The organism is Arthrobacter sp. 1088, from assembly GCF_031455315.1.
Classification (GTDB): domain Bacteria; phylum Actinomycetota; class Actinomycetes; order Actinomycetales; family Micrococcaceae; genus Arthrobacter.
This window is the reverse complement of sequence record NZ_JAVDSM010000001.1, coordinates 48,722-62,545: the sequence shown is the minus strand read 5'-3', so window position 1 is coordinate 62,545 and position 13,824 is coordinate 48,722. Positions and strand designations below refer to the sequence as shown.

The window sequence follows — 13,824 nt, the reverse complement described above, 5'->3', positions numbered from 1 at the left end:
TCAGGAAGCCAGCCCGCCTGCCACGGGGGCCGGAATTGGTGCAGGGGCAGGGTTGTTCACGGGCACAGGGAACTCCTCAAACGTGTGCTGGGGCTCGTCGTTGTCCGTCGTCTTGTCGCCTTCCTTGGCTGCTTTTTTCTTGGACTTGTCCTTCTTGCGCTTCCCGACGTGAGGCGCGGGATCCACGGCATCATCGAAGACCAACTGGTCCAGGCGTCGAAGGATCAGCCCTTCCCGCAAAGCCCACGGACAGATTTCCATCTTAGGGAATTCAAAGAGCTCCAACGCGGCCTCCGCCACCAAAGCCCCGGCCAACAATTGTCGGGCGCGCGCATCTGAAACGCCCGGGAGATACAACCGGTCCTCAACTTTCATGGCGGATATGCGCTGGGCCCACAAGCCAAGATCGGCGGCGTGGAGTTCCCGTTTCACATACGGACCGGCCGCGCTGGGGGCAGCACCAGCGATCCGCGCAAGGGAGCGGAACGTCTTGGAGGTACCCGCCACCAGGTTGGCCCGGCCAAGCTCGTGGAAATTGCGGACAACAGGCTTGAGGGTAGAGCGGATGTACCGCCTCAGCTCCTTGACGCTCTTGGCGCTGGGGGGATCATCATGGAGCCAATCCCGCGTCAGCCTGCTGGCCCCCAACGGAACGGAGGTAGCGAATTCCGGGAGTTCGTCCGTGCCGTAGGCCATTTCGAAGGATCCTCCGCCAATGTCCAGATCCAGGATCGGACCGGCGCCCCAGCCGTACCAACGACGAACGGCAAAGAAAGTCATGGACGCTTCTTCGCTGCCCGTGAGCTCCTGGAGAGTCACCGTGGTCTCGTGTTTCACCCGGGCCAGGACCTCGGCGCCGTTGGTTGCCTCACGGATTGCCGAGGTACAAAACGCGAGCAAATCCTCGGCCTTGTGGCGTGCTGCGAATTCCCACGCCTCCAGGACGAACTCAATCAGCTCAGTCTGGCCGGCATCGTTGATGTTGCCATCGCCGTCGAGGTATTGCACCAGGGAGAGTGGCCGTTTGTGGGAGGCAAAAGCCACTGGGCGGGCACCGGGATGGGCGTCCACGAGCAGCAGGTGGACGGTGTTTGAACCGATATCGAGAACGCCAAGACGCATTCTGCCATTATTCACTGATTCGAAGCCGGGGAAGCAACTTGGCGGCCACGTTTCGCTGCCAGGCAGACCTCCCGTGCCCAGGATGCCAGCTATTCCGTTGGCTCCCCTGCCTCGTCTGCCCGTTTGAAGTCGCGGCGGATGTTGGCGATCCCCTCAGGATCGATTTCGAAGCCATATTCGCTTCCGGGGTTGATGACCATGCCCAGTTCGTCGCCGATGTTGCCGAGGATCGCCGAACCCATGGTGCCCAGAACGTGCGGGGCCGCTTCCAGGAAGCGCTCATCCACACGGCTCGGGTGGCTGAACACCGCGAGAACAGGCTGTCCATCAGCGTTCGAAAGGACCAATGGCTCTACGGCAGAGTCCGGTCCATCCACTGCTTCGGAACTGATGAGGTAGACCTCGTTGTTCAGGAAAGCAAGGATGACGTCTACCGGGTTGGCGTCCGGCTGTTCAGCCAAGGCGAGCTTCGCTTCGAGGTCGTTCAAGGGTCCGTTGTCCGGTGAAGCCGTCTGTTCAGTCATGGTTCTACTCGACCACGATGCCGTCCGGGACGCAATTCGATGGCTTCCCGGACCGCACCCTGTCTTATTGAGGCGTCACCTTGACGCCGGCCGCTCGTGGCCCGGCTGCTTTTGGCCGGGCTGCTTGTTGGCCGGGCTACTTGTTGGCGCGCCTGCTTTTGGCTGGGCTACTTTTGGCTGGCTACTTTTTGGCGGCGGCTTTCCTGACTGGCGCCTTGCGCGTAGTCGTCCGCTTGACGGGACCCTTGGCCCGCTTCTCGGCAAGAAGTTCGACGGCGCGTTCCCGGGTCAGTTCCTCAAGGGACGTTGAGCGCGGAACCGTGATGTTCGTGACGCCATCGGTGATGTATGGACCGAATCGGCCCTCCTTCACGACAATGTTCTTCTCCGACACGGGGTCCGGGCCGAACTCGGCCAGCGGCGGCACGGCGGCCCGGGCACCACGCTGCTTGGGCTGGGAGTAGATCTCCAAGGCCTGTTCCAGGGTGATGGTGAAGATTTCTTCTTCGGAGCCGATTGAACGGGAGTCCGTACCCTTCTTCAGGTAAGGTCCGAACCGGCCGTTCTGGACGGTGATGACATTTCCTTCAGCGTCCTCGCCCAGCACCCGGGGCAGGCTCATGAGCTGCAGGGCCTCATCCAGGGTGACGCTGTCCACGGTCATGGACTTGAACAGCGAACCTGTGCGTGGCTTGGCTTTCACCGGCTTCTTTGGAGGCTTGGGCTTGCCGTTCTTGTAGTACTCAACGGGCTGGTTTGCCAGCTGTTCCTCGGTCATCTCGGGAATGATCTCGGTGACGTAGGCGCCGTAACGGCCGTTCTTGGCAACCACGGTATGGCCCGTGTGTGGATCGGTTCCCAGGACACGTTCCTCAGGAGCTGCAGTTTCCATGAGCTCGATTGCCTTGGCGGCTGTCAACTCATCCGGTGCGAGTTCCTCCGGGACGTTGGCCCGTGCGGACTCCACCACTTCACCGGTCTTCTCATCAACGGTGGGAATGCTGCTTTCCAGGTACGGACCGAACTTACCCACACGCAAGGTGATGCCCTCGGCTATGGGCACGGAGTTGATCTCGCGGGCGTCAATCTCGCCGAGGTTGTTCACGATGCTCAACAGCCCGGGATCAGCGTCTTCCCCATAGTAGAAGTGCTTCAGCCACGCTGCGCCCACGGCTTGGCCGTTGGCGATCTTGTCCAGATCGCCTTCCATGTCAGCGGTGAACTCGTAGTCGACGTAATCCGTGAAGTGCTGCTCAAGCAAGCGAATCACCGAGAAAGCGATCCAGCTGGGGACCAGGGCAGAACCTTGTTTGCGGACATAACCACGGTCCTGGATGGTGGAAATCGTGGAGGCATAGGTCGACGGACGGCCGATGCCCCTCTTTTCCAGCTCAGCAGTCAGCGACGCTTCGGTGTAGCGGGGAGGCGGTGAGGTTTCGTGCCCAACTGCGACGATGTCCGAGGCCTGCAGGGAGTCATCCTTGGCCACGTTGGGCAGCCGGCGCGCTTCATCGGAGTCTTCATCTCCGCGGCTCTCGTCCTTGCCTTCCTCATAGGCGGCGAGGAAGCCGGGAAAGGTGATGACGGTACCGGAGGCCGAGAATTCAGCGTCGCGCCCGTCAGCTGCTACGGCACCCAGCCGGATGGTGGCTGTGGAGCCCTTGGCATCAGCCATCTGGGACGCTACCGTGCGCTTCCAAATGAGCTCGTACAAACGGAATTCGTCTCCGCTGAGCTGCTTGGCCACCTGGGCGGGAGTTCGGAACGAGTCACCGGCGGGGCGGATGGCTTCGTGGGCCTCCTGGGCATTTGCAGCTTTGTTGGCGTAGACGCGCGGGCTTTGGGGCACGTACTCGGGGCCGTAGAGCTCCGCGGCCTGGCGCCGGGCTGCTGTGACAGCTTCATCGCTCAAAGCCGAGGAGTCGGTACGCATATAAGTGATGTAGCCGTTTTCGTACAGGCGCTGGGCGACCTGCATGGTGCTCTTCGAGGAGAACCTGAGCTTTCGGCCGGCTTCCTGCTGCAGCGTGGAGGTGGTGAACGGTGCGGCAGGACGGCGTGTGTACGGCTTGGTGTCTACAGAACGAACGCGGAAATCGGCGTTCTGCAGGCCTGCGGCCAAGGACGTGGCAAGTTCCTCGTTCAGGTGCACCACGTTGGAGGATGTGAGCTGGCCATTGTCATTAAAGTCACGACCACTGGCGACCTTGGAACCGTCCACCGCAGCAAGCTTCGCCTTGAAGGATCCCGAGTCGGCTCCGAACTGGCCGGTCAGGTCCCAGTAGGAAGCGGCCCGGAAAGCCATACGTTCGCGTTCGCGGTCAACCACCATGCGGGTAACCACGGACTGCACACGTCCTGCAGAGAGCCCCCTGGCGACCTTGCGCCACAGAACCGGTGAGATTTCGTAGCCATAGAGCCTGTCCAGAATACGCCGGGTCTCCTGGGCATCGACCAGTGCGGTATCGACGTCCCGAAGGTTATCCATGGCACGGTGAATAGCTTCCTTGGTGATTTCGCCAAAAGTCATGCGATACACGGGAACTTTGGGTTTAAGGACCTCAAGGAGGTGCCACGCGATGGCTTCGCCCTCGCGGTCCCCATCGGTTGCGAGATAGAGCGCGTCAGCGTCTTTCAGCTGGGCCTTGAGCTCGGCGACCTTTTTCTTCTTGTCCGGGGATACGACGTAGTACGGCTTGAAGTCGTTTTCGATGTCGACGGCGAACTTGCCCAGCGAGGTCTTCTTCAGTTCTGCAGGGAGGTCCGATGGCTGCGGGAGATCCCGGATATGGCCGATGGAAGCCTCGACGATGAAGCCCTCGCCAAGATACTTGGCGATGGTCTTGCTCTTGGCCGGAGACTCCACGATCACGAGTTTCTTGCCGGTTTTTGCCTTGCTGGGCACGGTGCTCCTACAGAAAAAATGTGTAATTGGGCTGGTGCCCATATTGGCCTAGTTCACCATAGATTGCAGAATCCTGCGTTCCGGCGTGGAAATCCGAGGGGCTGGCCGGACCCCTAGTGCCCAGGTGCCATGCGGTCATCCGGGATCATTGACCACAGAGTAGCAACACGCTCGGCACCTTGTGGAATCCGGGTGGGGTCGTCCAGTTCGTACTCCCGCAGGACCTCCCTGATCCGTTCGGAAAGCTCTTTGCGCTGCTGGTTGGTCAAGTACAGCAAATTGCTCGCCAGCACCACCGACGCCGGTTCGTCCGCCGCTTCGCCACGTTGCCGGCGTTCTCCGCGGGCCTTGGCAAAAGCGGACGCCCTGCGCCGGAAGGCATCCAGCTCAAGATCGACCACTGCGATCTCCGGGCTGGCCACGCTGCCGCCTGAAATCCTGAAGTCAGTTCCAGCAGCCTTCCAACGGCGTTCCCTTGCGTCGCCGGCATTTTCGGCCGGGGCAACGATCCCCCATTTCTGGAGCGCGCGGAGGTGGTAGCTCATGGCACTGGGCGTCAGGCCGGTGCGGGCAGCGAGCTCAGTGGCTGTGTGGCTTACCTGTGTTGCGTAGAGCTCGGAGATGACCTCCAGGCGGGCGGCGTGCGCCAATGCACGGATAGCCTTGGGATCGGTTATCTCAACCGTTTTCTCGGCCCTCTTTCGCCGAGGGGCATCGCCCGACGCCTGGGATGTCTGGTTGTTCGCAATCACTTCATCAGTGTAAGCAGGGTCACTAACTGAGGACTTGCTACCGAGCGGGCGCGGCGGCCGTGCACTGTTCATACGGACGCCTCTTGCGTATCCGGGAGGAGGAACCCGTCCAGGACGAGATTCCGTACTTCGGCAAGAAGCCCTTCTTGGAAGGACCCTGAATCGAAGTCGTCCGCGCCGCCCAGGAGTGCTTCCAAGGCTCCGGCAATCTGCCGTACGGATAATTGGCCATCACAAGCAGAAACAAAGCCCGCCAGCTCCGTGCTGAGCAGGTTTGTTCGACGAAGGCCGGCCCCTTGCCGGAGGAGGATCACGCCTGGATGCACCGCCCCGGGACGCTGATGGCGTTCTTCGGTGACGTCCTCGGCCACCACAAGGTGTACTTCCGGCAAAGTACTGCCAGCGAGCCAGTCCGCGCGTTCCACGGCCGCGCCCAGATGGGGACCGATAGGTTGCTCAATGGGGTAAGTAATCTCCTCAAACCGGCTGATGCGTGCTTCGTTTGAAGTTTGTGGGCGGCGTAGCCAGATCATGCCAAAGCCGATTCCTTCAACATCCCTCGATGCGAAGTCCTCGAGGTACGCGGCGTATGACTGCTGATAGTGAGTGCGGTCCCGGTTCTCCGAAGCGTCCTGCAGCCAGGTCTCTGCGTACTGCTCCGGGCTCAGCTGCTCACGTTGAATGAACCAAACGTCCAGGCCTGAACCTTTCAGCCATGAGGAAGGCCTGTCATGCCATGGTGTCCCTGTGTGGATCTCCCAGTTGCCGAGCATTTGGGCTGTGCCGCCGGGTTCAAGGACGCCTGCCAGGGTCCGCGCCAACGAGGCGACGATCTCATCGCCGGGCAGGCCGCCGTCGCGGTATGTAAATTGATCAGCCAAGGATTCACCGGCGCTGCGCGGGGTAATGACGAAGGGCGGGTTGGAGACGACGAGCCCGAAACGTTCCCCCGCCACGGGTTCCAGGAGCGAGCCCAGGCGCAGGCTGACGCGGGCTTCGAGGTTGTTCGGATCCAGGTCCAGTTCCTGAGCGTTAAGGAGCAGATTGAAACGGGTGAAGGCGAGCGCCCTCCCGGAGATGTCCGTTGCCGTGACATGTTCGCAGTGATGCAACAAATGGAACGTCTGGATGCCGCAGCCTGTCCCGAGGTCCAGCGCACGGTGCGTGTGCTGCCTGATGGTTGTCTGGACAAGGGTTGTTGATGCCCGTCCTATCCCCAGCACGTGGTCGTGCCTTAGGACCCCGGCTTGTTGGTGGGCAGCGAGATCACTGGCTACCCAAAGCTCCGCTCCCCCGCTGCCGTCCGCATTGGCCTCCCAGCCATAGGGACGTAGATCCACCTTGGCCGTGGCAACACCGGCGTCCAGGGTGATAAGTCCAAGCCGGGCGAGTCCTTGGGCGCCCACGCCGGGGAGTGCAAGGTCAATATCGGACTGCGGCTGTGGGACAGCAAGCAACCACAGCCGCACTATGACGGACAGCGCCCGGGTGCTTTCCACGCCGCTCTTGGACATGCGTTCACTCACCAACAACGCTGGAATGATTTGGTCCCTGTTCAATGCGGCATAGGCGGATTCCCCCAGTAGTTCCGCAACGCCGTCGACCGTGTATGAGATGGCGCGAAGGTCTGAGGCCAGCGACGCAAGGAGCTCAGGGTGGTCGCTGCGCGGGGCGTCGTCAGTATTGCCAGCGGTAAATATTTCGGGGGTTTGAGTCACATTGCAAGTCTATGGGCGCCGCTTCATGGGAGACGTTTCCGGTTTGGGCTATGTGGACAAAACCTTGTTTGGGGACCCGGTAGCGTGGAAGCATGCTCAACCATTCCTCCACAAGGCGCCGCGCAGGCCTTGTTGTCATTGCTGCTGGGACGCTCCTGGCGGCCTCAGCCTGCCAGGGTCCGGTCAGCGTCGAACATGCCGATGTGCCGGCGTGGAAAGATAAAGTCCTGCCCACCGCCAGCACCGTGACGTTGGAGGATTCCGGCAAGATCCTGAACCGGGACCCGCTGGTCAAGGAGTCACCGGGCGTTCCCGCCGGGAATTACACACTGACGATGGCTTGTGATGGAGGAGGAAAGGTGTTCTTCGCCGTATCTTCCGGTGGAAAGCAAATCGCCGATGCGGGAGCCGCCTGCAACGGCAGCCTTGAAGTGGTGAAGATCAAAGTCCCCGCCACCGCCGCCCTCACTATCTCCACGAGTAGTGTGGATGCCCCGCTGATTTTTGCTTACCAGCTGGTGCCCGCCGCTAATTAGCCCCTTGCGCCAGCACTATGGTGCGCTTCCAGGCCAGCGTAAAGTCAACGTATGGGCAGCAAGGTGGCTGGCTCGGTTGTGTCCAGACGGCTGGCAAGTGCCGCCGTCGGGCTCTTGCTCGTGCTGGGTGGCGCGCTGACGGCGTGCGAGTACACCTATGACGACGGCGGGCGTGCGGATTCCAGCCCCACAGACACTACCGGCAGCAATGTCGTGCTTCCTCCCGACCCAGCCCTGGAGCAAACCGTTACAGGTGAGGCCCTGAAAGAGTGGGCCAAAGCGGCTTTGCCGGAATCGCAGGGGCAGTCATTCTATTCGAGCAGCGGCTTCCTGAATTCCGGTGAGTCCAGAACTGAGCAGACCGTGCAGTTGCCCGGCGGAACGTACGCGGTGACGCTGGCGTGCCGCGGCACCCGCCGCGTTTCATTCGCAGTCAGCGTAGGCGAGACGGACTTGGTTGACCTGACCTTGGGATGCGCCAATGCCCGGGTGAGCGTGGTGCAGTTGGAAAAGGACGCCATCCTGGCCATCACTGTGGGCGCCCGATCCGACGCGAACTTTGCATATCGGGTCAGCAGGCTCTGAAGGGGGTTGGAGCTCAGGCGGCTTCGCAGCCTCCGGGGCAGCGAAGGGTTTCAGGACTTGAGGCACATTCTGCACAGTAGAGAGTCAGCGTCCGGCAGCTCAGGTTGGAGCAGTTCTCGAACTTGTTGGTGGGCGAGGCGCAGCGAACGCACTCGCCGATGGTCTTGGCTTCGTCGCTGAACTCCACATGCATCCGTTTGTCGAATACGTAGAGCGACCCCTCCCAGAGGCCCTTGTCCTTGAAGGTTTCGCCATAGCGGACAATGCCGCCATCGAGCTGGTACACCTCTTTGAAACCGCGATTGACCATCAAGCTTGAGAGCACCTCGCAGCGGATGCCGCCCGTGCAGTAAGTGACAACGGGCTTGTCCTTAAGGGCGTCATACTTGCCGGATTCGAGTTCCTTGATGAAGTCATGCGTAGTGGCGACGTCCGGAACGATGGCGTCCTTGAATTTGCCGATCTGCGCCTCGAAGGCGTTGCGGCCGTCGAAGAACACCACCTCTTCCCCGTCCGCCTTCTTTGCGTCCACCAGGGAGTGAAGTTCTTCAGGCTGGAGATGCTTGCCTCCGCCCACCACGCCCTTTTCGTCGACCTTCAGCTCACCGGGAGCCCCGAAGGAAACTATTTCGTCGCGGACCTTAACGCTGAGGCGTGGGAAATCGGCAGCCCCGCCCTCGGACCACTTGAAGTCGATGTCATGGAAGCCCTTGTATTCGCGCGTGGTTTTCACGTACTGCTTCATGTTGTTGAGCTCGCCACCAACCGTGGCGTTAATACCGTCCTTGGAGATCAGGATCCGGCCGGTGAGCCCCAGTTTCTCGCAGAGGGCACGCTGCCACAGACGCACGGCGTCGGGGTCGGGGATCGGGGTAAAGCCATAGAAAAGCACAATTCGGTTCAAAGCCACTATTAAAGGGTACTGGGTGTACTAAAATCCGCTGCGCTACGCTTACGGACGCACTGAAGGCCCGGAGAACCCTGACACGCTCCCAGCGCCGAAGTCACAATTTCATAAGCACGGATTCTTCCCCTGACCGGCCTCTGTTGCTTCCCCGGGCGCTGGCATAGTCTCTCTACATGAGTCCAGACGCCTTGGTTGAAGACATCGCGCACCTCTTGGAAGTCTGGGTGGCCGGCTGGTCCGGCTGCCGGGGCTACGAGTCACGTCAAGAGGGACGCTTCCCTGCCGCGCTGCGCGCCGATAAAACCGGTGACTGGGAGTACTTCGCCCATGATCCGTCCGACGAAGAGTTTGCCGCCCTCGCAGCGAAGACCGCGGAAGCCGAGACACGGATTCTGACGGTACTCACCAATGACGTCCAGCGTTATAAGTACTTGGCCGAACAGCATGGGTTGAACGTCAACTCGGCCTCCCAGACCATGATGATCGTGGACATGGAAACCCAGGACGCCGAGGATCCCTGGCTGCCGGATGACGACCTGGAACTTGCTACTTCAGAATCCAACGGAGTCCACCACGCGGTGGTCCACTCGGGAGAGCAAGTTGCTGCCAGCGGCCGGGTGTTCGTGGTAGACGGCACTGCAGTCTTCGACAAGATCGTTACTGAGCCTGCCTTTCAGCGGCGTGGCCTGGGTAGCTTCATCATGAAAGCCCTTGCCGCCCAGGCCTTTGAGCACGACGTCCAAAACGGCCTCCTCCTCGCATCCTTGGACGGCCAGAAGCTCTACTCCCACCTGGGGTGGGACGTTGTGTGCCACGTTCTGATGATGTCAGTGAGCACCGGTGAGGGTTCGGACCTTTCCGTAGCGTGAAAACGCTTGTTTAACGGCCCTCGTCGACGCCGGTCCCTTCGGGTGCCGCCGTAGGCGCCGCCGCAGAGTGACAGAATGATTTGGTGGCTGCACCAAATTCGCTGATCTCCCTGCTGGGCCGGACCCCGGATCCGGAGCAGCTGCGCCATGTCCACACCATCCCTGCCCGCAAGGCCGTCAACGAACCGTGGCCCGAATGGGTGCACCCGGACATCGTCCAGGCCTACGGCTCCCTTGGCATCCACGAACCGTACCGACACCAGGTCCAGGCCGCCAACCTCGCCCAGGCGGGCCAGCATGTGGTGATCGCAACGGGAACCGCCTCAGGGAAATCGCTCGCCTACCAACTACCCGCACTGGACGCGATCCACCGCTCGGAGCTGCGGGTATTGTCCGAGCCCGGAAAGATTCACGACGACGGTGCCGTGACACTTTATTTGTCCCCCACGAAGGCACTGGCGGCGGACCAATTGGCGGCCATCCGTGCGCTGAAGCTCCCTACGGTTCGAGCAGAAACATACGACGGCGACACCGATGTCGCGTCGCGCCGTTGGATCCGCGACCATGCCAATTTCATCCTGGCAAACCCGGACATGCTGCACTTTGGCATTCTGCCCAACCACGCGTGGTGGGCGCGGTTCTTCCGCAGGCTGCGCTATGTGATCGTGGATGAGGCGCACAGTTACCGGGGTGTTTTCGGCTCGCATGTAGCCAACCTCATGAGGCGCCTTCGCCGGATCTGCACCTACTACGGCGCCGGGAGCTCCTTCCCTGAGCCCGTATTCATCGCCGCCTCTGCCACTGCTTCCGAGCCCGCTGTCTCCTTCGGACGGCTCATCGGTGCTCCAGTGAGGGAAGTTTCCGAAGACTGTTCTCCACATGGCTCTACAACCGTCGCGTTCTGGGAGCCTGCTTTGACAGACGTCAAGGGCGAAAACGGAGCGAAGCAACGTCGGACTGCCGTGGCCGAAACAGCCGATATCCTGGCAAACCTTGTTTCCTCGCGGGTACGGACCATTGCCTTCATCAAGTCCCGGCGCGGTGCTGAATCGATTTCGTCCATCACCAAGCGGCTCCTGGACGAGGTGGATCCCAGCTTGCCCAGCCGCGTGGCGGCCTACCGTTCGGGCTACCTGCCTGAAGAACGGCGTGCCTTGGAAAAGGCGTTGCGGTCCGGACAGCTGCTGGGGGTTTCCAGTACCTCGGCCTTGGAACTCGGCATCGATATCTCCGGGCTTGATGCGGTTTTGGTCGCTGGCTGGCCCGGGACCAGGGCCTCGCTCTTCCAACAGATTGGACGCGCAGGAAGGGCTGGCCAGGATGCCATAGCGGCGTTCGTGGCAAGCGACGACCCCTTGGATACTTACCTTGTGAACCATCCGGAAGCCATCTTCGATGTGTCGGTCGAGGCCACAGTCTTTGATCCGGGAAACCCGTACGTCCTGGGACCTCACCTGTGCGCGGCAGCAGCGGAGTTGCCCGTAGGTCCGTCTGAGCTCGAACTCTTCGGGCCCACAGCGGAAAGCCTCCTTGACCGGCTCGTCGTGCAGGGGTATCTCCGCAAACGCCCGGCCGGATGGTTCTGGACCCATCCGGAGAGTGCAGCCGGGATGGTAAATCTGCGGGCCGACGGTGGCGGACCTGTGAGCATCGTCGACGCCGGGACAGGTTCCCTTTTGGGCACGATGGACTCGCCGCAAACGCACTATCAGGCCCACACTGGAGCGATCTATGTCCATCAGGGGGACAGTTACCTGGTGGAGGAACTCAACGAGGCCGACCACTGCGTCATAGTGAGGCGCGTGAACCCCGATTTCTACACCACAGCCCGGGATGTAACGCAGATCGAAGTCCTGGAAACCTTGCGTTCGGTTCAGTGGGGCGACATCACTGCACACTTTGGGGACGTCAAGGTCACAACCCAAGTGGTTTCCTTCCAGCGCAAGGCATTGATATCTAACGAGATCCTGGGCGAGGAGCCGCTCGATCTCGGGGCAAGGGATCTGTTTACCAAAGCGGTGTGGTTCGTTGTGGACAACAGGTCATTGCATGGTGCCGGTCTGGTAGAAGCGCAGTTCCCCGGCGCTCTGCATGCGGCGGAACACGCAGCGATCGGCCTCCTTCCGCTGGTGGCGTCCAGCGACCGTTGGGACATTGGCGGTGTCTCCACCGCACTGCATGCTGACACTGGGGTACCAACGATCTTCGTCTACGACGGGCACCCCGGTGGCGCCGGTTTTGCCGAGCGCGGCTTTGAGAAGGCCAAGGTGTGGCTTACAGCCACCCGGGAGGCCATCAAGGCGTGCGAATGCGACGCCGGCTGCCCGTCCTGTGTGCAGTCGCCAAAATGCGGCAACAAGAACAACCCACTGGACAAGGCAGCCGCCATCACACTTCTGGATGTCCTCTTGAAAGATGCGGTCTAGCCTGGGGCAGTCCCAACCAACACGAAGTCCCAGCCCGCTCGGCTAAGGAGGCGGCCCAGCCCCTTGCCTATGGAGGGGGCCCAGCCCGCGCCCTGCCTGTAGCCCTGCCGAGGAGGAACGGTTGTTCCAGTTCGGTGGCGACCTCCACCACTTCGCCCCGGACGACGTCGCAGGCTGTCACTGTGGCCCCCTGCCGTCCTGCCACGCCGGCCGCCACGGCACAAGGATCACCCGAGGCTATTCCACGCGCAGCATCGGCCGCAGCGAGTGCTGCCAGGTCTGCTGCCGACGCAGCCCGCGACGCAATGACCCCCGCTTGGGCAAGAAGCAGCAGCCCGGCAAGCAACGCCAAGACTACAAACCCCAGCGTTAGAGCCAGAATTGTGCCGGATCCTTGCTGGGGGTTTGACGCTACAGGACGCCCCTTGAGGGTTCGCAGCAGTGGTAGGCAGCGCACCCTCACAACGGAATCCAAGGGTTCGCCGCAACCCGTGAGGCAGCATCCCCCGGTGGCATGTTCCGCGGTGATGCCAGTGGCGGTGCACCGACCACCGAGACCACCGGCACGTCGCTAGCGTCGCTCCGAACAGCTGCCCCAGCTGCTTCACCGCGGGCAGACGCCGAAGCCGACAACGTCCAGGGGATCAGTGAGCCCAGCGAACCTCCTACCGCTGCGGAGGCTGTCACAGTCACCCAATCGCCGTCGCTTGCCACCCCCACAGCCGCTCCCTCGCCCGCCAAGCGCCTGACGATGCCCTGCACTTCGCCGGAACTCTCACCCCGCGCAAGGCTTCGAGCACCGGCCCTGGCCGCCTCCTCCAACCGCAGCTGCGTTATCCCTGCTGCACCGGCAGCCAACAAGAAGGCGAACAGCAAAATCACCGCCGGCAGAGCGACTGCGAACTCAGCTGTCACGGCACCACGTTGCTTCTGTCTTGCGGGCATTTTGATTGGGAGAGTCACCGGCTTGATTGGGAGACGCGACAGCTTGATTGGGAGACGCGGCAGCTTGATTGGGAGAGACGCCAGCTTGATTGGGAGAGACACCAGCTTGATTGGGAGAGGCGCCAACGAGGTCATGGCAAGGACAGCGCGGTGCGAACCAGGTTGAGCAGGAAGCCCCGCACTTCCTCGCTCCGAAGGATAACCACCAGCAAACCAGCGAGCCCCACGGCCGCTAGCGTTGCTATGGCGTATTCCGCCGTCGCCATTCCGCCTTCGGACCCCATGAGCGGGGTTCGCCTGAGGGTCGTCTGCCTGAGAGGGGTCCGCATGGGGATGGTTTGGCTGAGAGTGTTCTGTTTTGTCTGGCTGAGAGTGGTCTGACTGGCAGCGGTCGGCTTCGAGCTGGCCCGTCGGCGGATCCTGCTGGGTGTACGCCAGCGCAGGTAGTTGGTCCACTTGCTGGTCCAAGCTGTCCCAACCCGTTGGTTGTCCAACCGCGGGATTGCGGCCTGGCCGTGAGGTTCTACTGGGTTGA

General features: G+C 61.6%; 12 protein-coding genes and 1 pseudogene. 4 read left to right on the top strand and 9 right to left on the bottom strand.

Going from position 1 to position 13,824, the window contains the following annotated elements; translation table 11 throughout:
* The 5 genes from J2Y41_RS00275 to J2Y41_RS00255 form a co-directional block, all read right to left on the bottom strand.
* Entirely contained in the window at positions 1–1,122 is a 1,122-nt protein-coding gene (locus J2Y41_RS00275; RefSeq protein ID WP_224088825.1) for a Ppx/GppA phosphatase family protein, read from the bottom strand.
* An 89-nt stretch (positions 1,123–1,211) separates the two neighbouring features.
* Positions 1,212–1,646 carry an SseB family protein gene (locus J2Y41_RS00270; protein WP_309925104.1) on the bottom strand — a complete coding sequence of 145 codons (435 nt, stop codon included), beginning with the start codon at positions 1,644–1,646 and terminating at the stop codon, positions 1,212–1,214.
* 181 nt (positions 1,647–1,827) lie between these two features.
* Positions 1,828–4,551 (bottom strand): type I DNA topoisomerase, encoded by a 2,724-nt coding sequence (topA, locus tag J2Y41_RS00265; RefSeq protein ID WP_309925102.1) that lies wholly within the window; start codon positions 4,549–4,551, stop codon positions 1,828–1,830.
* Positions 4,552–4,664: 113 nt separating this feature from the next.
* Positions 4,665–5,375, bottom strand: a complete 711-nt coding sequence (locus tag J2Y41_RS00260; RefSeq protein ID WP_224165300.1) for a helix-turn-helix transcriptional regulator — start codon at positions 5,373–5,375, stop codon at positions 4,665–4,667.
* On the bottom strand, positions 5,372–7,021 hold the full coding sequence (locus J2Y41_RS00255; RefSeq protein ID WP_309925100.1) for a methyltransferase: 1,650 nt from the start codon (positions 7,019–7,021) through the stop codon (positions 5,372–5,374). The genes J2Y41_RS00260 and J2Y41_RS00255 overlap by 4 nt, the downstream gene beginning before the upstream one ends.
* Positions 7,022–7,113: 92 nt before the next feature.
* Between J2Y41_RS00255 and J2Y41_RS00250 the strand changes: the two genes are divergently transcribed.
* Positions 7,114–7,557: a hypothetical protein gene (locus tag J2Y41_RS00250; RefSeq protein WP_309925097.1), complete on the top strand. Its 444-nt coding sequence runs from the start codon at positions 7,114–7,116 to the stop codon at positions 7,555–7,557.
* A gap of 51 nt (positions 7,558–7,608) precedes the next feature.
* A complete protein-coding gene (locus J2Y41_RS00245; protein ID WP_224088834.1) occupies positions 7,609–8,142 on the top strand; it encodes a DUF6023 family protein in 534 nt (177 codons plus the stop codon).
* Between the two features lie 13 nt (positions 8,143–8,155).
* Here J2Y41_RS00245 and J2Y41_RS00240 read toward each other — a convergent pair whose 3' ends face one another.
* Positions 8,156–9,052 (bottom strand): rhodanese-related sulfurtransferase, encoded by an 897-nt coding sequence (locus tag J2Y41_RS00240; RefSeq protein WP_309925094.1) that lies wholly within the window; start codon positions 9,050–9,052, stop codon positions 8,156–8,158.
* A gap of 170 nt (positions 9,053–9,222) precedes the next feature.
* Between J2Y41_RS00240 and J2Y41_RS00235 the strand changes: the two genes are divergently transcribed.
* Entirely contained in the window at positions 9,223–9,918 is a 696-nt protein-coding gene (locus tag J2Y41_RS00235; protein ID WP_309925092.1) for a GNAT family N-acetyltransferase, read from the top strand.
* Positions 9,919–10,001: 83 nt separating this feature from the next.
* Positions 10,002–12,344 carry a DEAD/DEAH box helicase gene (locus J2Y41_RS00230; RefSeq protein WP_309925090.1) on the top strand — a complete coding sequence of 781 codons (2,343 nt, stop codon included), beginning with the start codon at positions 10,002–10,004 and terminating at the stop codon, positions 12,342–12,344.
* 67 nt (positions 12,345–12,411) lie between these two features.
* Here the strand turns inward: J2Y41_RS00230 and J2Y41_RS00225 are convergent, their stop codons facing one another.
* The 3 genes and pseudogenes from J2Y41_RS00225 to J2Y41_RS23070 all read right to left on the bottom strand — a co-directional run.
* Positions 12,412–12,801, bottom strand: coding sequence for an Rv3654c family TadE-like protein (locus J2Y41_RS00225; RefSeq protein ID WP_309925974.1), 390 nt, complete (start codon positions 12,799–12,801; stop codon positions 12,412–12,414).
* 2 nt (positions 12,802–12,803) lie between these two features.
* Positions 12,804–13,259 (bottom strand): TadE family type IV pilus minor pilin, encoded by a 456-nt coding sequence (locus J2Y41_RS00220; RefSeq protein ID WP_309925088.1) that lies wholly within the window; start codon positions 13,257–13,259, stop codon positions 12,804–12,806.
* Positions 13,260–13,420: 161 nt separating this feature from the next.
* Positions 13,421–13,585 (bottom strand): annotated as a pseudogene (locus J2Y41_RS23070) (DUF4244 domain-containing protein); the annotation flags it as partial.
* Positions 13,586–13,824 lie beyond the last annotated feature (239 nt).